Source organism: Chitinophaga sp. CB10, from assembly GCA_001870995.2.
Taxonomy (GTDB): Bacteria; Bacteroidota; Bacteroidia; order Chitinophagales; family Chitinophagaceae; genus Chitinophaga.
Map to the genome: position 1 here is coordinate 65,860 of MLAV02000017.1, position 20,145 is coordinate 86,004.

General features: G+C 51.0%; 13 protein-coding genes. 5 read left to right on the forward strand and 8 right to left on the reverse strand.

The window, feature by feature from the left end; translation table 11 throughout:
- Positions 1-574: 574 nt before the first annotated feature.
- Together BOC67_RS20720 and BOC67_RS20725 are read right to left on the reverse strand one after the other, a co-directional pair.
- Entirely contained in the window at positions 575-1,777 is a 1,203-nt protein-coding gene (locus BOC67_RS20720; RefSeq protein WP_291913173.1) for a pyridoxal phosphate-dependent aminotransferase, read from the reverse strand.
- A gap of 126 nt (positions 1,778-1,903) precedes the next feature.
- The gene (locus tag BOC67_RS20725; RefSeq protein ID WP_291913174.1) at positions 1,904-2,299 is read right to left on the reverse strand and encodes a DUF1573 domain-containing protein; all 396 of its coding nucleotides are present in this window, start codon (positions 2,297-2,299) and stop codon (positions 1,904-1,906) included.
- Positions 2,300-2,497: 198 nt separating this feature from the next.
- On the opposite strand from BOC67_RS20725, the gene BOC67_RS20730 reads away from it, so the two are divergent.
- Positions 2,498-4,900 (forward strand): thiamine pyrophosphate-dependent enzyme, encoded by a 2,403-nt coding sequence (locus BOC67_RS20730; protein WP_291913175.1) that lies wholly within the window; start codon positions 2,498-2,500, stop codon positions 4,898-4,900.
- Between the two features lie 241 nt (positions 4,901-5,141).
- A complete protein-coding gene (locus tag BOC67_RS20735) occupies positions 5,142-6,455 on the forward strand; it encodes a DUF3472 domain-containing protein (protein ID WP_291913176.1) in 1,314 nt (437 codons plus the stop codon).
- 229 nt (positions 6,456-6,684) lie between these two features.
- On the opposite strand, the gene BOC67_RS20740 is transcribed toward BOC67_RS20735, so the two are convergent.
- From BOC67_RS20740 to BOC67_RS20755, 4 genes are all read right to left on the reverse strand, one after another.
- On the reverse strand, positions 6,685-8,454 hold the full coding sequence (locus BOC67_RS20740; protein WP_291913177.1) for a RagB/SusD family nutrient uptake outer membrane protein: 1,770 nt from the start codon (positions 8,452-8,454) through the stop codon (positions 6,685-6,687).
- Positions 8,455-8,472: 18 nt separating this feature from the next.
- Entirely contained in the window at positions 8,473-11,889 is a 3,417-nt protein-coding gene (locus BOC67_RS20745; protein ID WP_291913178.1) for a TonB-dependent receptor, read from the reverse strand.
- A 415-nt stretch (positions 11,890-12,304) separates the two neighbouring features.
- Positions 12,305-13,414: a FecR family protein gene (locus tag BOC67_RS20750; protein WP_291913179.1), complete on the reverse strand. Its 1,110-nt coding sequence runs from the start codon at positions 13,412-13,414 to the stop codon at positions 12,305-12,307.
- Positions 13,415-13,479: 65 nt separating this feature from the next.
- A complete protein-coding gene (locus tag BOC67_RS20755; RefSeq protein ID WP_291913181.1) occupies positions 13,480-14,052 on the reverse strand; it encodes an RNA polymerase sigma-70 factor in 573 nt (190 codons plus the stop codon).
- Positions 14,053-14,218: 166 nt separating this feature from the next.
- Between BOC67_RS20755 and BOC67_RS20760 the strand changes: the two genes are divergently transcribed.
- Positions 14,219-15,178, forward strand: a complete 960-nt coding sequence (locus BOC67_RS20760; protein WP_291913183.1) for a D-2-hydroxyacid dehydrogenase — start codon at positions 14,219-14,221, stop codon at positions 15,176-15,178.
- Between the two features lie 291 nt (positions 15,179-15,469).
- Positions 15,470-16,225 (forward strand): response regulator transcription factor, encoded by a 756-nt coding sequence (locus BOC67_RS20765; RefSeq protein ID WP_291913184.1) that lies wholly within the window; start codon positions 15,470-15,472, stop codon positions 16,223-16,225.
- 147 nt (positions 16,226-16,372) lie between these two features.
- Here BOC67_RS20765 and BOC67_RS20770 read toward each other — a convergent pair whose 3' ends face one another.
- The gene (locus BOC67_RS20770; protein ID WP_291913186.1) at positions 16,373-17,083 is read right to left on the reverse strand and encodes a YebC/PmpR family DNA-binding transcriptional regulator; all 711 of its coding nucleotides are present in this window, start codon (positions 17,081-17,083) and stop codon (positions 16,373-16,375) included.
- 82 nt (positions 17,084-17,165) lie between these two features.
- A complete protein-coding gene (locus tag BOC67_RS20775) occupies positions 17,166-18,662 on the reverse strand; it encodes an amino acid permease (protein ID WP_291913188.1) in 1,497 nt (498 codons plus the stop codon).
- A 189-nt stretch (positions 18,663-18,851) separates the two neighbouring features.
- Between BOC67_RS20775 and BOC67_RS20780 the strand changes: the two genes are divergently transcribed.
- Positions 18,852-20,126: a dicarboxylate/amino acid:cation symporter gene (locus tag BOC67_RS20780; RefSeq protein ID WP_291913189.1), complete on the forward strand. Its 1,275-nt coding sequence runs from the start codon at positions 18,852-18,854 to the stop codon at positions 20,124-20,126.
- Positions 20,127-20,145 lie beyond the last annotated feature (19 nt).

Below are 20,145 nucleotides of genomic sequence, written 5' to 3' on the forward strand. Positions count from 1 at the left end.
GCATGGGTATGTTCCGCCGTTTTATTACATAACAATATTATAAAAAAATCAGGTGCAATAAGTAAAAGCTAAGCGTAAATTTTTGAAAATCGGGGGAAAAAGCGACAAAAACGCAAAAATCAGGGACGAAATTGGAGTTTTGGGCAAAAAAATACGGCTCTGTGATCAGAGCCGTTTGCCTTTATAAATTCCACGTTATGAAAAACTGATACAAAAATACGATATTTTGCTAAAACGTTTTAGTTAAACTTAGTTTTTTTTACAGATTGTTGATAATTCAATCTTGTAATTGTAATCCAAAGGTCGGACCAAAAGAACGTTTTGAAAAATTCTGCAGGTTAAATTATTCTTAAACAAGTTTAGATTTTGCAAAATTGATCGTATATGTAAATATTTTTATGTTTGGTATTTTTTGATTTCTTTGTTGTTTCTATACCAAATATACGAAACAAAAGTTGAGATTTGCAAGAGGTGACCCTAAAAAAATCGATAATTTCTTCGAAAAACCATATATAAAATTATTTATAATGTGTTTTAGGCTCTTTTTTTAGTCTTCCACCTCCTGCAAAACTTTTTATTTTATTTCCGTACGGCCCGGATATACCTTTAAAGCTTCCGCCAAACACACCATCGCGGACCGGATATCCTCCAGGTTCAGCACATAAGCCAGGCGCACCTCGTTCTTACCCAAACCGGCAGTAGCATAAAAACCGGTAGCCGGCGCCATCATCACCGTTTGCCCCTCGTGCTGGAAATGCTCCAGGATCCACTGGCAAAACTTATCCGAATCATCGATAGGCAACTGCGCCATGGCGTAAAATGCGCCTCCCGGATTCGGGCAGAAGACCCCCGGAATCTCGTTGAGCATTTTTACCAGCAGGTCGCGGCGGCTCTGGTACTCCGCCTTAATGCCGTCAAAGTAGTCAGCCGGCAGGTCTACCGCCGCTTCCCCGGCAATCTGCGCAAAGGAAGGAGGACTCAGTCGCGCCTGGGCAAACTTCATCGTAGCATCCAGCACTTCCTGGTTCCGGGTCACAAAAGCGCCGATACGGCCGCCGCAGGCGCTGTAACGCTTGGAGATCGTATCCATCAGGATCACATTGTTATCCATGCCTTCCAGGTTGGCAGCGCTGAAATGCCTGCCGCTGTAGCAGAATTCCCGGTAAGCCTCATCTGAAAACAGGTACAGGTTGTGTTTCAGGCAGAGGGTTTTCAGCACCTCCATCTCTTCCTTACTGTACAGGTAACCGGTAGGGTTATTCGGATTACAGATCAGGATGGCTTTGGTGCGGGGAGTGATCGCTTTTTCAAAATCCTCCATGGCAGGCAGCGCAAAGCCGGTGCTGATATTGGCAGTGATCGTTTTAATCTTAACTTCCGCTTCCACGGCAAACCCGTTGTAGTTTGCATAGAACGGCTCCGGCACAATGATCTCATCCCCCGGGTCCAGGCAGGCCATAAAGGCGAAGAGGATCGCCTCGGAACCGCCGGTGGTTACAATGATCTGGTTGTGGTTAACCTCAATATCGAAACGTTTGTAATATTCCACCAGCTTGCGGCGGTAACTTTCGTTGCCGGCGCTGTGGCTGTATTCTAAAATCTTAAAATCAGAATGACGTACCGCATCAAGGATTGGTTTTGGTGTTTCAATGTCCGGCTGGCCGATGTTGAGGTGATAAACCTTAACGCCTTTTTTCTTTGCTGCTTCAGCAAAAGGGACAAGTTTTCTGATGGGAGAGGGGGGCATTACCTTCCCTCTCTGGCTAATGGTAGGCATATAATTGTTTTGATTCTTTTGCGTTGCAAAGATAGGTGAATTAGATGTCTGGATATCAAACATAAAGGCAACAAAAAAGCCTTACAGGCTATCTGTAAGGCTTTTTCTATGAAGTAATAACTTGTGTTATTTGCTGGATGGACTTCCTACTGTACCGGTCAGATGCAGTTCTTTGTCTGAATCCACTCCTCTGAATTTAACCCAGATAGTTTTGTTCTGCTGGCCGATGCTGCTCGCGTTGTAGCTGGCAGTCACCTTGCCTTTTTTGCCAGGGAGAATTGGTTCACTAGTCCATTTTGGAGTAGTGCAACCGCAGCTCGCTCGCGCTGCTTCAATCAAAACCGGTTCCTTGGAGATGTTGGTGAATTCGAAATCAACTGTCACTGGCTTGTTCAGTTCAGTTTTACCGAAGTCAATGGTTTCTTTTGCGAACTTAACCTTCGCATCTGCAGGTGATTGTTGTGCCCAGAGTGCTGTTGAGATCAACAGTGTTGCAAATAGGGATAGAATAAACTTTTTCATTTTATACTGGTTTTAAAAGCGACTGGTTAAAAAAAATAAATTTTTCCAAGTTCTCAGACAAATTTACGGCCAAAAACTGTTTGTTACCTAACAATTTATTAAATTCTTATTAAAAAAATCAGATTATTTTAAATATGAATTTTCCAGGCATTTCCGAACTGTATAATTAAGCTTACTTTTGTACTTTAACCATGAGGCATGATAGAAAATAACGAACTCGCTATGAATATAGAAAGCCGGTTGTCATTCGAAGAATTCCGTAAGGAGGTGTTAAATGACTACAGGTTGGCCTGCGTAAGCAGAGAGGTTAGTCTGCTCGCCCGTAAGGAAGTTCTTACCGGTAAAGCTAAGTTTGGCATTTTTGGGGATGGAAAGGAAGTGGCGCAGATAGCGATGTCCAAATACTTTCAGCCGGGTGACTTTCGCTCAGGTTATTATCGCGACCAGACTGTAGCTTTCGCTACCGGCATCGCCACTCCTGAACAATTCTTTTCGCAGTTATATGCCGATCCGGATGTAAACAACGATCCGTTTTCCGGCGGCCGCCAGATGAACTCGCACTTTGCCACTCCTAATATGGACAAGGAGGGGAATATGCTGCCTTTGGTACAGATGAAGAACTCCGCCGCGGATATGGCGCCTACCGCCGCCCAAATGCCCCGCGCGCTGGGCCTGGCATTGGCATCCAAGCTGTTCCGCAAGGTGGATGAGCTGAAGGATATGAAGCACCTTTCCAACGGCGGTAACGAGATCGCGTTCGCGACTATCGGTGACGCCTCTACGTCTGAAGGGCACTTCTGGGAAACCATGAACGCCGCAGGCGTACTGCAGGTGCCGCTGGCTGTATTCGTTTGGGACGATGGTTACGGCATTTCCGTACCACGCAAATACCAGACTACCAAAAACTCCATTTCCGCAGCCCTCGAAGGTTTCCGTAAAGCTAACGGCACCAATGGCTTCGATATATATAATATTAAAGGCTGGGATTATGCCGGCATGTGCGAAGTACTGGAGCCTGCCATCCGCAAGATCCGTGAAACACACATCCCTGCGCTCTTCCACGTGGAGGAGATCACGCAGCCCCAGGGCCACTCTACCAGCGGCTCCCACGAGCGTTACAAAAGCAAGGAACGCCTCGCCTGGGAAAAAGAATTCGACTGTAACGTAAAAATGCGTTCCTGGATCCTGGAAAACGCCCTGGCAGATGAAGCTACCCTGCAGCAAATTGAAGCGGAAGCTAAAACGGCTGCTCAGGATGCCCGCAAAGCCGCCTGGGAGAAATACATCACGCCGATAAAAGCAGAAGTACAACAGTTCCTCGCCCACGCCACCCCGGTGGTAGCCGTTGCCGGCGCCAGGGCCGACTTTGTGCAGAAAGCTATCCACGAGGTGCAAACCAATCGCGAGCCACAGCGCCGCGATATCCTGAAAGCTGCGGCTTCCATCCTCGTGCGGCTCAAAGCGCAGAAAAATGAACCAGCCGTTCAGCAACTGCAAGCCTACTACGATGCCTACTTCCGGCAGGAGAAGGAAAATTATACCTCCGGCTTACACGCCGGCGGCGTTAATTCCGCGCTGAACGTGCCGGTAGTGCCGGCCGAATACGGCGATGAACCTGCTGTCATCAATGGCTACGAAGTCCTGAACAAATATTTTGATCAACTCTTTACCAACAACCCGAAAGTTTTCGCTTTCGGAGAAGATGTGGGTAAAATCGGAGACGTTAACCAGGGCTTTGCAGGATTACAGCAAAAGCACGGCGGTTTTCGTATAGCCGATACCGGTATCCGCGAGCTGACCATCATGGGGCAGGGCATCGGTATGGCGCTCCGCGGCCTTCGCCCGATTGCCGAAATCCAGTACCTGGATTACCTGCTCTACGGCCTGCAACCACTCAGCGATGATGTGGCCTCCCTGCAATACCGTACCAAAGGCGCCATGTACTGCCCGCTGATCGTGCGTACACGTGGCCACCGCCTGGAAGGCATCTGGCACAGCGGCTCCCCGATGGGCATGATCATCAACTCCCTCCGCGGGATGCACGTTTGCGTGCCACGCAACATGGTGCAGGCAGCCGGTATGTACAATACCCTGCTGAAAGCCAACGAGCCGGCTATCGTCATCGAATCCCTGAACGGTTACCGCCTGAAGGAGAAACTGCCGGTAAACCTGGATACCTACACCGTTCCGCTGGGTATTCCGGAAATCCTGAAACAAGGGGAGGACGTAACCATCGTTACCTACGGCTCCATGACCCGTATCGTGGAAGAAGCAGTGAACACCCTGGAAGAACTGGGCGTATCCTGCGAAATCATTGATGTACAAACCTTATTACCGTTCGACATCCATCATATCATTGTGGAGTCCCTGAAGAAAACCAACCGCATCCTCTTTGCTGATGAAGATGTACCAGGTGGTGGTACCGCCTACATGTTCCAGCAGGTAATGGAAGTGCAGGGTGGCTACCGCTGGCTCGACGTTGCGCCGCGTACCCTGAGCGCACAGGCCCACAGGCCTGCGTACGGCTCCGATGGCGATTACTTCTCCAAACCAAATACGGAAGATGTAGTCAGCATCGTGCTGCAAATGATGGAAGAATAGCTAACAAGCTGTCTGATAAATACTTAAAGACCGATCGATCCGATCGGTCTTTTTTTATGTCATAAATCTGCCAGAAAAGAATTTCCAACTGGCAAATAATAAATGTAAAAATTACCTTCATTTTGCTGACGACCCGAGCCCGGCGCAAATCTGATCTGACAGTGAACAAGCACAGTGAACGCAGTTAATTCCCTTAGTACACGGAGCAATCATTATATGCTAAACCAAAATCCGATCTCGCATGAAAAAGTACCCTATTATTATGCTTTGCCTGCTGCTGGCAGCATGCGCCAAAAGCATCGACAGTGAACTCAAACAAAAAGGCAATTCCCCGAAAGCTTCCACTGAGCTTGTCAAAACGGATACCGTCACGCTGTATAGTAACGGTTACGTCTATCCGAAAGAACAGAGCAATGGCTACGGCACTATCGGCACTTCCGGGCTCGGCGCCTGGACGGACACCAACGGTGTCACAAAAGTTTATTTTTACCCGACCACTACCGGCAGTATTTCCGTATCCATCCGCGTGAAAGCGCCCGGCAATACCAATACGCTGCGCATCCGGCTGGACAGCTCCGGAACGGCCTATAATGTGGTGGTCAACCAAACATCTTCCTACGTGACGCTAAACGTAGGCAGCTTTAATATTACGTCGGCTAACTATCACTGTATAGAAATCAAAGCCGTTACCAAAAACGGTACTTACCTGCCGGATGTGCAGTCGGTGATTATCACCAGCTCCCTCGGGCTTAAGTACAACAAAAGCCAGTACCGGAGCGCGCCCGCTACCCACCTGAGCTATAAGTACCCGGGGGACAGCGCCATTGCCTGGTTCTATACGGAAATCAACGTGCCGGCCGGCGCCGATCCGCTGTATGCCTACTATATGACCAATGGCTTTTGGGATGGCTACTTCGGCATCCAGGTAAATTCCCCTACGGAAAGGAGAATCCTGTTCAGTATTTGGAGTAATTACAATACCAACGACCCGAACGAAATCCCGGCGGACTATGCGGTAACGCTGGTGCGCAAAGGCGCGGGCGTAGTCGATAATGCGTTCGGCAACGAAGGCTCCGGCGGGCAAACCTACCTCGTATTTCCATGGGTAACCGGTAACACGTACAAAATGCTGGTCCATGCAGAGGCTGCCGGCACGCATACCCTGTTTACCGCCTGGTACTACGCGCCGGAAAACGGCGCCTGGAAGCTGCTGGCGGAATGGGATAAGTCCAAAACCAACGGGCAGCTGCTCGGCGGGCTCTACTCCTTTGTGGAAAACTTTGGCAGTAACGGCCAGAACTATTTTAAAGCCCGTTACGGCAACCAGTGGGTACGCACGAAAAACGGCAACTGGATAGAGATCACGCAGGCATCCTTCTCCACCACCGCCAGCGATGCCGCGCACCAGCGGTACGACATCGGCGCGGGCATTGAAACGAATATGATGTATATGTACAGCGGAGGCTTCCGCCAGGTGGGCAACAGCGTGGGAGTAACCTATACCCGGCCTTCCAGCGGCAGCGCGCCGTCCGTCAACCTTTCCACACTTCCTTAATGGTTCGTTGCTCCGTGGAAAATAGACGAAGCCACTACAAAGCATATGAAAGTGCGTTTGTAGTGGCTTCTTTGATAAATGAATTAAATCAGTTGCAGGCTTAGTTAATTATTTATTTATGGCGCTGCAAAGGTGGGGTAATAATTCAGTCTTTGCCAGAGCAGCCGCCTTAATTAATGATTTGTTTACATGGATGAAAGGCCGGCCTTTTAAAAAATGGATTTTAAGCCTAATTCCAGCCCGGATTCTGCGTCATGGTATTACCAGGCACCTGCAGCTCTCCCAGTGGAATAGGGAGGAGATAATCGCGGTTTACGTTGAATTTGTAGCCGTTACTAAGCGCGCCTACCTTCTGGAAAGGTTCAATATACCCGTTGGCATCCACAGGGTAGCCGGAGAGCAGGCTCGCGGATACGCGGCCCTGCCACTGTTTCAGCTTCGCGCCCTTGGGCTTCCAGCCTACGAGCAGCCGTTGCGCCGCGCCCCAGCGGTAGATGTCATCCCTTCTGAAACCTTCGCAAGCCAGTTCCACCCTTCGTTCCCGGCGGATTTCATTCAGCAGGGGACTTAACTGGGGAAAGATCCATTTCGGATCGGTAACGATAGCACCGATGTTGAGCGGTGGCATGCCCACCCTGGCGCGCAGTTTATTAATCGTGAGATCCACATCTCCCTGTGTTAAAATCCCCAGCTCTGCTTTAGCCTCTGCATGGATCAGCAGCACTTCGGCATAGCGCATCAGAATGAGGCCGGTGGTGCCCAGCTCCGCCGCGTATTGTTGCATATAATCGGTATTATGCCCTTTATATACCTGGTAGCCGGTAGCAGGGCGGTTTTCGCTGGCTGCATCGAAGGTGGGTACCTGGAAGAGCAGGTTAGGCGCGCCGTTGGGCTGGTTGCTGGTAACAATGTGATTGCCGTCGTTAACGTACATCGTCTGCGCCAGTCGCGGATCCCTGCCGGTAACTACCAGCTGCAGGGAATCATCGCCTTTGTACAGCGTGCTGACGGATATCGGCTGGCCGTCCGCACAGAGGTAGTCATCTACCAGGTTTTTGGTCAGCCCTCTGCCGGCGCCTGTATTCGTATATCTGTGCCAGTTATGGGAAGGGCCGGTGGTAACATTGTACTGCCGCCAGAACATCACTTCCCTGCTGCCGCTGTAATCCGTCTGGTTGAAGAGGGACCAGTAGCCGAATGCTTTACCCACATTGTCGAGCGTAAACAGTCCGCTGCCCATCACTGCCGCAGAGGCTTCAACGGCCTTCTGCAGGTATTTTTCCGGCGTTGCGCCGCTTACGCCAAACGGAGTGCCGGCCTGGTATTTTTCCCAGGTGCCTTCGTAGAGGGCAATGCGGGCCTGCATCGCCTGTGCATATTCTTTGTAGACGCGGCTTGCCTGCGCCGTTCCCTTTGCAGGCAGGTAGGCGATCGCGCTGTCCAGGTCCGCAATAATGGAATCAGCGATCACATTACGCGGTAATCTTTTGTTGTACACTTCCTTGGACGAAGGGTCCAGCACCTGGCTTACCCATGGCAGGTCCCCGTAGTTGCGCAGCATATTGAAGTACCAGTAAGCCCTGAAAAACCGGGCTTCGCCTACATAGGTTTTCACATTGCTCCATGGCTCCTTCACTTTCGTGTAGTTGGCCAGCAGGTAGTTGATATTACGGAGATTGCCCCAGGCCGTGGTACTCCAGTTATCGGAAGTGGCGGGTACCACGCTTTCCCCGTTCATACGGGTGTTGTAGCTGATGTACACCATGTTGTCGGAACCCTGGTCCGCATCTTCGCCATAGATGCCGATGGTGCCAAATCCCGTATAGGCGGGGAAGTTATTGTAAAAGCTGTTGGCATACAGCTTCAGGTCATTGGAGGTTTTCCAGTACTGCGCATCGCTGATCACTGTTTCAGGACTCCTTTCCAGGAAATCTTTCTTACACGCAAAAAGTACGGACGACAATAGTATAGTGGTGGTGATTATCTTCGGAAATCGCATATGCTCAACTGTTTTGGATTAGAGAATTACATTGATGCCACAGGACCAGGTTCTTTGCAACGGATAAATTTTCGCATCGCTGATGGAGAGTTCCGGATCGATGGTTTTGGCCATTTTCGTGAAAGTGGCGAGGTTTTCCACGCTGAAGTACACACGCACTTTCTGCGCGCGGATATGCGACAGTAACTGCGCCGGCAGCGTATAGCCCAGCTGCAGGTTCTTGATGCGCATGTAAGCTGCGTTTTGCAGGTAACGGGTTTGTGTTTGCGTGTTCTTATCGTTTTCCCCGCTCATGTAAAACTTAGGGAAGTAACCGCCCGTGTTGGCCGGCGTCCAGCGGTCGTAGTGGATGGTGAAAGGAGAGCTTTGCCACTCGCTGCCCACAATACCCCAGAAGTAGTTGGAACCAATCCATGCATCCCTTTTGGCTACGCCCTGCAGGAAGATGCCCAGATCAAATCCTTTGTAATCGAAGGAGAGGTTCATGCTGTACTGGTAACGCGGCGTGTTGTTACCGATGATGCGGCGGTCGCCACTGCTGTCCACGGTATTTTTTCCGTTGTTGATAACGCCGTCGTTATTGAGGTCCTGGTAGATCACATCACCGGCGCGCCAGGTGCTGTTCCAGAACTGCGCTTTCGGCGCTTTGGCTGCATCGGCATCTGTAGCGTATAAGCCGTTGGATACGTACCCCCAGATGTCGCCCATGTTCTGGCCTTCGTAGAAGGTAGAGAGGGAACGGGAAGGGTTGTTGTATTTCACGACGGCGCCTTTGTAATCGGAGAGGTTAGCGCGTACGGAATAACCTACTTCCCCGATGCGGTCGTTCCATTGCATGGTGAGCTCGAAGCCGGTAGTCCGGATGGCTGCGTTGTTGACCCGCGGCACCGCTGCGCCCAGGATGGCTGGCAGCACCTGAGCGGGCCCTGCGAAATCGTCCGCCTTACGGATGTAATAATCAAAGTTGACATTCAATCTCTCCCTAAACATACTAAAATCAGCCCCTACATCATACGAGGTGGTGGTAACCCAGGTCAGGTCAGGATTAACCAGCGAAGGCTGACTCACAGACGCCTGTTTGTTGCCGCCAAACAACCAGGAAGTGCTGTTAGGCCGCGTAGTAGCCAGGCTCGGATAGAACGGGTAGTAGGTGCCGATGGAAGGATCGCCCAGGAACAGCTGATCCGGCGAAGAGCCGAAAGAGCCGCGCAGTTTGAATGTATTCACCACGTTGCTGATCGGCTGCCAGAACTTTTCCCGGTCAATATTCCAGCCGGCGGAGATACCCGGGCTGAATTTCCACCTGTTGGCGGAAAGGAAGCGGGAAGTACCGTCGTACCGGCCGTTGATTTCCAGCAGGTATTTATCCGCAAACGCATAATTGAAGCGGCCAAAGAAGCCTTCCACGGCCAGCCTGCGCACCTGGTCGCCAACGGTAGGCGTGGTATTGTAGGTCAGGTTCAGGGAAGGAATGTCATTGGAATACAGCAGCGAGTTGGAAGCGCTGTAATTGGTATAGTTCGTCAGCTCGCTGGTGAAACCGCCGAGGATTTTGAAGTTGTGCTTATCAAAAGTTTTTTCATAGGAAGAAAACGCATTCACGATGTGATGCTCGCTGCGGTAGTTATACCGGGCAAAGGAATTGGGGGTGGTGCCGCTCACCGGCGCAGTGGAACCATCCGGCAGGAAGGTGTACACCGTTTTAACGTGATTCTGTTCATCATAGATATCGCCGTCAAAAGTATAGTTGGCAATGATATTCCAGTCCTTCAGGGGCGTGATTTTAAACTCGCCGGTGATCATCGGCTGGTCCTCGGTGTATTTGAATCGGCCGCCCTGCTGATGCAGCAGTACATCGCTGGGATCGGAATAGTTGCCATCCGGATTTTTCAGCTGTACGGTGGGGAACTTGCGGGCAATCTGGTGCATGTAGTTACCGCCGGTTTTACCGGAATAGGTATTCGGCGTGTTGTACAGGGTGCGGCTGATGGTGCTGCGCAGGTTGAATTGCAGCCAGTTCGTGATATTGGAACTAACGTTGGCGCGTATATTAAAACGCTTGAAGTCATCGTCGCCAAAGTTGTACATCCCTTCCTTGTTGTTATAACCGATACCAATGTAGTAATTGCTTTTTTCGGAAGCGCCGCTGATGCCGATGTTGTGTTGCTGGCTGAAAGCAAAGTCCTTGAAATAGATCTTAAACCAGTCGTTGTTGGCGTTGGAAGTATTCCAGGAGGTCCAGTCGTTGGGAGCGGAAGGGCTTTTCATGGCTTCCTCCCTGAGGGTACCGGCCTGGTAATCCTTGATGCGTTGCAGGGTGGCATCGTCGAAGAACGGCGCACGGCCTGCATTTACAAAGGCTTCGTTGTAGAGGTTGGCGAAGTCCAGTGAGTTCATCATTTTAGGCAGGTTGATGGCCTGCGCCCAGGAGAGGTTGTTATCGTACGTGATGCGCGTAGGCTGGCCGGCCTTTCCTTTTTTGGTGGTGATGAGGATAACGCCGTAAGGAGCGGAAGAGCCGTAGATAGCGGTGGATGCCGCATCCTTCAGTACGGAAATACTTTCCACGTCGGAAGGATTGAGGGCATTGATGTCCCCACCCTGGATACCGTCGATTACGATGAGCGGGCCGCCGGATTGCGTACCGCCGGAGGAGTTGATTCCCGTATAGCCGCGCACGTTAATATTCTGGGTGGCGTTAGGCGCGCCGCCGCCGGTATTGGTGGAGATGTTGAGGCCGGCTACCATCCCTTGCAGGGCCTGTGATACGCGGGTAATAGGCCTGTTTTCCAGCACTTTACCGGATACCTGGGCTACGGCGCCGGTGAGGTTTACTTTCTTCTGCGTGCCGTAACCAACCACTACTACATTCTCCAGCTGCGATACTTCCGGGAGGAAGGTCACATTGATTTTTGACCTGCCGTTCACAGGTATTTCCTGCGTCTGGAAGCCGATGTTGGAGATGACGATGGTAGCGTTGTCCGGTATGCTTGCCAGGGTGAATTCCCCGTTGGCATTGGATACCGTTGCCTTTTTAGTGCCTTTCACGAGGATGGTGGCCCCGGGAATGGCGTTGCCCTTGTCGTCCGTCACTTTCCCGCGGAGCGTATCGGCTGGCGGAGCTGCCGGTGAGGGCGCCGCCGCGGCTTTATTGAGTATGATTGTTTCTTTGATTACTTTCCAGGAGAGGCCCTGGTCCTTCACCAGCAAGTCGAGCACGGTGTTAAGCGGCGCTTCGGTAACGCTGATGCTCACATTTTTGGCATTGTTGAGCAGGCCGGCATGATACCAGAATTTGTAGCCTGACTGTTTTTCGATTTCCGTCAGCGCTTCCTGTATGGGCCGGTCGGTTTTGTTCATGGTGATCTTCTGGGCCAGGCCATGGGCGCTTACCTGCAGGAAACCTACCAATAAGAGTACCGTTGTTAGTTTCATAACTTTCCAGATTTTGGTGTGACGCCGGTGGCGACTTAAACGATTTAGCAGAGTTGATAATAACTGCATGTTTTGGATGATTAAGGATAACAGAATAGCGGGAAGCAGCAGGAGGCGCGCAGGAGATAGCCCGCGGCAGCATTGCTGTCCGGAATTGATTTGGAATTGGATAAGCAGCAGGATTGGCGGAGGTGATACCCTCCCGGCTAATTGTTCACTGCGTTTTGTACCTGATCAGTACCAGGTTAGCTTGCGGACGGTGTTTGACAAGGAGTTGCTAAAAACATAAATTTGATTTAGGTGATAAAAAAATGCTTGATCGTATTGTGTTTATTACCATTTAAACCGGGTTATGTTGGCGCATGCCCGGTTTTGTTTTTGGTTCCTTTCGGTCACATGATAATTATGTTGATGTCTAGTTCGGAAATACTACCAGTTTTTTATTGTCCTGTTTCAGGTGGATGCCGCTTTCGTTGAGAATGGCGATGACATCCTGTAATTCATAACTTTTCTTAATACTGCCTTCGAATTTCAGGTCGGGAATTCTCCCGGTGTATTCAATTTCCAGGTCATACCACCGGGCGATTTGCCGGAGCATAGCGTCCGTATTTTCTCCCTGCATGGCAAAGAAGCCGTTTTTCCAGGCGGTAATGGCGGCAACGTCCGCATGGGGGACGAGCGTAATCCCTTTGTCCTGGCTCATCCTGGCTTGCTGCCCGGGCTGGAGCAGGAGGGAATCCTGCCGGCGGTACACTTTCACTGCACCGTTTACCAGGGTGACGCTGGCTGCCGGTTCATCCTGGTAGGACGTGATGTTAAAGCTGGTGCCCAGTACCCTGACGGCGTTATCATTGCTTTTTACCACGAATGGCTGACGGGCGTTTGGCGCTATTTCAAAGTAGGCTTCCCCGTTGAGTTCCACGGTCCGTTCCCGGCCATGAAAGGCCGTGGGGAATCGCAGGCGGGAGCCGGTGTTGAGCCAGACTTTGGAACCATCTGCCAGTACCATCATGAACTGGGAGCCGGCGGGCGTGATCAGTTCATTGACCTCGTCCGTAGCGGCGCCCGTACTTTGCCAGGTGGCTGCGCCGTTGCCGAGCGTAATAACGGTATGGCCTTGTTGAATTACGGAAGAATCGTTGCCGAGGGTGATTTCCCTGCCGTTGGCGAGGCGTAATACAACCTGTTCACTGTTGCGGGCCGTTGTTACCACAGCGGGCGATGCTGCCGGCTGTTTGTAATGCAGCCAAAGCATGGCGGAAAGCCCTATCAGCAAGGCTGCGGAGGCGGCCATACCAATCCTTAGGATACGCATGCGCTGTATCTTCCGGCGGATGCCGGCATTTTCGTATATCCGTGCCTGTAACAGTCTGCCTGTTTCCTGTTGGTTGCCCAGGAGGTCATCATCCCATTGTTCACTTGCTTCTAGGGTATCCAGCAGCGCGTTATACTCGTTAATTTCCTGTTCGGTAGCCACGCCATCGGCGATTTTTTCCGCAAGGGCGGCCAGTTTTTCGTGGATCAATGAAAGCCCGTTTATATCCTGGTAACGCGGGGAAGGCTGATCCCCCAAAGCGGCTAAAAAAAATTTTAAAAACACCACCAGCAGAGGAAGTAGAGGAGCGCGCTGCCAATGTGGACGCGGATGCGCTTGAGGGCGATGGAGATCTGGTTTTCCACCGTTTTTACGGAGATATTAAGCCGGCTTGCTATTTCCGCATGGGATAGCTGTTCATGCCTGCTCATGCTGTACACTTCCCTGCATTTTTCCGGGAGGGCGTCCACGGCGGAGGCAATGAGGGATTGCAGTTCCTTCAGGCGGATTTCATCCGGGGAAACGGCGTCTTCTGCCAGGTATTGCAGGGAGTGGATCAATTGTTTGCGGGATTTGCTGGCGCGGAGGTAGTTGGCCATTTTGAACCGTACGGCGCCTTTGAGGTATTGTTTGAGGGAGGTGATCTCCACGGTTTCCCGGTGGATCCAGAGCCAGGTGAATACTTCCTGGATGATGTCCAGGGCCTGTTCCCGGCTGCGGAGAGTGAAGAAGGCATGTTTGTACAGGTCCGCCCAGTAGCGCGCGTAAATGGTATCAAACGCGCGCACGTTACCTTCTTTCAGGTACGCAAGCAGTTCACTGTCCTCCATCGCTGTCCAACCGAACATAAGCCGATAATAATTTTAGCGGGATATTATACCTGCAATCTACTTTTTAAAGCCACTCGTTTTTGATGTTTTTTTCGCAGAAAGTCGCGTTATTTTCTCGTTTGGAGGGATTGGGCGAGTTTACCTATTTTTATCGACTGATTTTTTCACACCTTAAAAAGACGATATGAAGCAAATAGTTGTGTTGGACGGATATGCCCTCAACCCCGGGGATCTCAGTTGGGACGGCCTCAAAGCCTTGGGCAATGTGACCATTTACGACCGTACGCCGGAGGAGCTGGTGGTGGAACGCGCCAGGGACGCGGAGATAGTGCTTACCAACAAATCCATACTCAACGCGGCTTCCATTGCCGCGTTGCCGAAGCTGGAATACATTGGCGTAATCGCCACGGGATATAATGTAGTAGATATAGCGGCTGCGAAGGAGCGGGGTATCCCGGTGACCAATGTGCCGGCGTACAGTACGGCGGCGGTGGCCCAGCTTACGTTTGCCCTGATCCTGGAATTATGCCACCATGCGGGCGCGCACAGCGTGGCGGTGCACCAGGGCCGCTGGAGCAGCAGCAAGGATTTTTCCTTCTGGGATTTTCCGCTGGTGGAGCTGGAAGGCAAAACGCTGGGCATAGTAGGCCTGGGGCAGATAGGACAGGCGGTGGCCAGGATAGGGCTGGCATTCGGGATGCAGGTGATTGCCCACCACAAGCACCCGGAGCGCGATAAAATGGAGGGCGTAAGGTTTGTGGACCTTGCTGCCTGTTTTAAAGAAGCGGATGTGGTAAGCCTACATACGCCTATGAGCGCTGCCAATAAAGAGTTTGTGAATGCCGCGTTGCTGGATACGATGAAGCGCAGCGCGTTTTTGATTAATACCAGCCGGGGCGGGCTCATCAACGAGGCGGACCTGGAGGCGGCGCTGCGCAGTGGCCGCATTGCGGGAGCGGGTGTGGACGTATTATCAACGGAGCCGCCGGCGGCCGATAATCCGCTCCTCGGTGCGCCGAACATCGTCATTACCCCGCATATTGCCTGGGCTACCTCCGCTGCAAGGGGCAGGTTGCTCTCCGCCGTGGTGGATAACCTTGACGCATTCCTATCCGGAAGGGCTAAAAACGTCGTTAATAGCTAACATTTTTTATATTAAAATAAACGCATAGTTGATAAAAATTATAAACTGTTTTTATTCGCTATGCGTTTATAACTCACTCCCCCTCAATTATACATTTGTTCATTCATCACCTCAAAAATGAACAAAATGAACAGAAAATTCTAACTGAACAAAAAGAACGATTGCAGAACCGTCAGGAAATCGGTACTTTGAATAAACGTAAAAAATACCCTTTGCTTTTTCAGGGTCAAACCCAAAATCGAGAATCGCTGTCTAGCTACTTTTAATCGTTACAATTAAAATCTATCTAAAATGAAGCCGACCGTTTTATTGGTGGAAGACGACCAGTTTTTTGCTAAAGTGATGAAAAGACATATCGAAAAAGCCGGTTATGAAGTACTGTACTGTGCCGACGGAGAGGCCGGATGGGAAACATTCCAACAACGGGACATTGACCTGTGCGTCCTCGATGTGGTCATGCCGAAGAAAGACGGATTTGCCCTCACTAAAGACATCCGTTCGATCAACGAAAACGTACCGGTCATCATCACTTCCTCCCGTTATATGGAGCAGGACCGTATGCTGGGACTGGAAAATGGCGCGGACGACTATATCGTAAAGCCTTTCAACATGCAGGAATTCCTGCTCAGGATGGACGTGTTCATCAAAAGGGCCCGCCTGCTGCGCAGCGAAAAGCAGATTACCTACCACGTGGGCAACCTGCGGTTCAATTACCAGCAATGTAACGTAGTGGTAGAAGTGAAAAAGACAGGCCCCGACGGCGGTACCAGCATTGAAAGCAAACATCTCCAACTCCCCCCCAAAGAATCCGATCTCTTTAAATACCTGTGTGAAAATCCCAATAAAAAGCTCAAACGGGACCAGATCATGGCCAGCGTTTGGGATGGGGACGAATCATACAACAAGCGTTCTATGGACGTGTACCTGACGCGGCTGCGCCGGTATATAGCCCCGGATCCTACCCTCAGCGTGGCCACGTACCACGGAAAAGGCATCATGTTCATTGCCAATGAGGCGGACCGGCGCCAGGAAATTATTAAAGCCTGAGAAACAGTGGCTGCTACTATCCGTTGAAATTAAAAAGCGCCTTTCCCTCAAAGGCGCTCCTATTAATCAGATACATTTCGGTTCCTTGACAAAAAAAGAAAAGGTCCTGCCTCATCAGCAGGACCTCTCTTGTGTATTAAATTGTACTTACTTCAGATTATGGAATACAGCCTGAACGTCGTCATCCTGTTCCAGGCGGTCTACCAGCTCCAGCACGTCTTTAGCCTGCTCTTCCGATAATTCCACGAGGTTGGCAGGGATACGCTTCAGTTCTGAGCTGATCACTTCCAGGCCTTTGTCTTCCAGGGCTTTGGACATATTGCCGAACTCGGTGAAGGCAGCGCGGATAATGATATTTCCTTCCGCATCCTCTCCAATTTCTTCCAAACCGGCATCAATCAGTTCCAATTCCAGTTCTTCCAGGTCCTGTCCGGCATTCTTCACTTTAAACTCGCCCACACGGTTGAACATAAAGGCTACGGAACCGCTGTTACCAAGGCTGCCGCCGCATTTGTTGAAGTGCGTACGCACGTTGGCAACGGTACGGGTGGTATTATCGGTAGCGGTATCCACCATGATGGCAATGCCATGTGGCGCATATCCTTCATATACAACTTCTTCGTAATCAGTTTTATCTTTCCCCATCGCACGTTTGATCGCAGCGTCAACACGGTCTTTCGGCATGTTCACGGCTTTCGCATTCTGAATGCAACGACGCAGCGCAGGGTTATTATCAGGGTCAGGGCCAGCAGCCTTCACGGCGATTGCTATATCCTTACCTATTTTGGTAAACTGTTTTGCCATCCTGTCCCAGCGGGCAAACATGGTGGATTTACGAACTTCAAATATTCTTCCCATTGGAGTGGTATCTTATTATTGGATCTTTAAAATAATCCGCAAATTTAAGCTAATCTGGCTAAGTAATGAAATCACCATCCGGTTAATCCATCATCTTGCGGGCCTTACTGTGCTTCACACTGTAGCCGAAGTAGATGATAAAGCCGATTCCCAGCCATACGAACAGGCGGGACCAGTTTTCTACGCCCAGGCTCACGATCATGGTGAGGCAGAACAGTGCGCCCAGCACCGGCACTACCGGTACCCAAGGGGTTTTGAACGCGCGCGGCGCATCCGGGTTGTTTTTACGCATTACGATCACGCCCACGCAAACCAGTACAAACGCAAAGAGGGTTCCGATGCTGGTCATATCGCCTACCACGCTGTCCGGAATAAATGCGGCAAACAGGCAGGTAAATACGAAGAACATCCACTGGGAGCGGTAAGGCGTACGGTATTTAGGGTGCAGCTTGGAGAATACCGGCGGTACCAGTCCATCATTACTCATGGAGTAGAACACGCGGGTCTGACCCAGCAGCATCACGAGGATTACAGAGGAGAAACCTGCCAGGATGGCCACGGTGATCAGGGTGGATAACCAGCCATAACCAGGCATATAGGTATCGATCGCATAAGCTACGGAAGCCTCGCCACCTGCTTTCAGGAAGTCTTTAAACGGCGCCACGCCTGTCAGCACGAAGGAGAACAGGATATACAGCGCGGTACAGATCAGGAGGGAAACGAGGATACCGATCGGCATGTTCCGCTTCGGGTTCTTGGTTTCCTGGGCCGCGGTAGATACGGCGTCAAAACCGATGAACGCAAAGAACACCACGCCGGCGCCCCTTAGCACGCCCCCCCATCCATGGTTGAAGAAGTTGGAGTAATCCACCACGTGGCCGTTGTGCATGGTAACGGTACCTGCATCCGCGGCAATGGTGAACGGTGTGTGGTTAGCCGGGTTGATAAACTGCCATCCGCAGAAGATAAACAGGATTACAATGGCCACTTTACAAATCACAATGATGTTGTTCACAATGGCAGAACCCTGGATACCGCGTACCAGCAGCATGGTGAGCAGCAGGAGGATGAACACGGAAGGCACGTTCATGATACCCCTTACGCCGGCATCGCTCACCTCAAATGGACTGTGACACCACTCATAGGGTATTGTGATGTGAAAGACGTTTGTCAGTAACTTATTGAGGTACTGCGACCAGCCGATGGCCACTGTGGCGGCGCCGAGGGCATATTCCAGCACCAGGTCCCAACCAATAATCCAGGCAATGAATTCACCAAGTGTGGCATAGGAATAAGTGTAAGCACTTCCCGCAATCGGAATCATAGAGGCAAATTCGGCATAGCATAATCCGGCAAGGGCACAGCCGATGGCCGCGATGATGAAGGATACCGTTACGGCCGGACCTGCGTGTTGGCCTGCAGCGGCAGCTGTTCTAACGAAAAGACCGGCGCCGATGATGGCCCCGATACCCAAAGCGATTAGCGAGCCTGCCCCTAAAGTCCTTTTAAGCCCCTTATCGGATTCGGAAGCCTCTGACAGCAGAACAGACAGTTGTTTCTTGGCAAATAGTTTGCTCATAAGCCAAATGTTGGTTGATTGTTGTTAAGGTAGATTTGTTTGTTGTTGATTGTTAATCGCCAAATATAATAACTGCAAATCAAAATGCCCTCTTTTATTTTACCTCCGGCGGCTCATATTTAAGCCAGTAACCTTATTTTTGGGAAATTTTAGGTTACAAACACTTACAGCAATTAATTCTACCTACGCATGAAGAAATCCAACAAGCTTACTTTGTACATCTTTGCCGCCATGTTAATTGGTATTGCAACGGGATACATTGTAAACTACTCATTTGGAAAAGGAACACCTACTCCGGAACAGCAGGCAAGTATTCAAAAGTTCGCCGATAATGTATCTATACTGACAGATATCTTTCTCCGGCTCGTTAAAATGATCATCGCTCCGCTGGTGTTCTCCACCCTGGTAGTAGGCGTGGCCAAAATGGGGGATATTAAAGCTGTTGGCCGCGTAGGCGGTAAAACCATGCTGTGGTTTATCAGTGCAACCTTTGTATCATTGTTTCTCGGCCTCGTGCTGGTCAACCTCATGAAACCAGGCTTGTCCCTGGAATTGCCACTGCCGGATACCCATGCCGATGCGGGCATCTCCAAGGCGGATATGACTTTAAGAGGATTTTTCCACCATGTGGTGCCGGATAGCGTTATCAACGCCATGGCCCATAACGAGATATTGCAGATCGTTGTTTTTGCCGTCTTCTTTGGCGTGGCCGCCGCCGCGATCGGGGAGCAGGCCAGCCCTGTAGTTAAGCTGATGGACAGCGTTGCGCACATCATGCTGAAAGTAACCGGCTTCGTGATGAACTTCGCGCCATTCGCCGTCTTCGCCGCTATGGCCGCCATCATCGCCGATAAAGGACTCAACGTACTCTGGATCTATGGTAAATTCATCACGCAGTTCTACGCCGGGCTGTTCAGCCTTTGGGTGGTACTGGCATTGGTTGGGTTTATGATCCTCGGCAAGCCCGTATTGCGCCTGCTGGGGCTCATTAAGGACCCTATCCTGCTGGCTTTCAGCACTGCCAGCTCCGAGGCGGCCTACCCCCGCACCATGGAGGAACTGGAGCGCTTTGGCTGCGATAAACGCATTGTGAGCTTCGTACTGCCGCTGGGGTATTCCTTTAACCTCGACGGGTCCATGATGTATATGACCTTTGCCAGCCTGTTCATTGCCCAGGCTTATGGCATGCACCTGCCGTTCGACCAGCAGATCACCATGCTGCTCGTGCTCATGATCACCAGTAAAGGTATTGCCGGGGTGCCCCGCGCCAGCCTCGTGGTTATCGCAGGTACACTGTCCATGTTTAATATCCCGGAAGCCGGCCTGCTGCTGTTGCTGGGAGTAGACCACCTGCTGGATATGGGCCGCTCCGCTACCAACGTGATCGGTAATGCCATGGCCACTGCTGTAGTATCAAAATGGGAAAACAAGCTGGGCGAAGGAACCGCCGACGTGCCAGCCTGAAATGCCTGACAATAAAGAC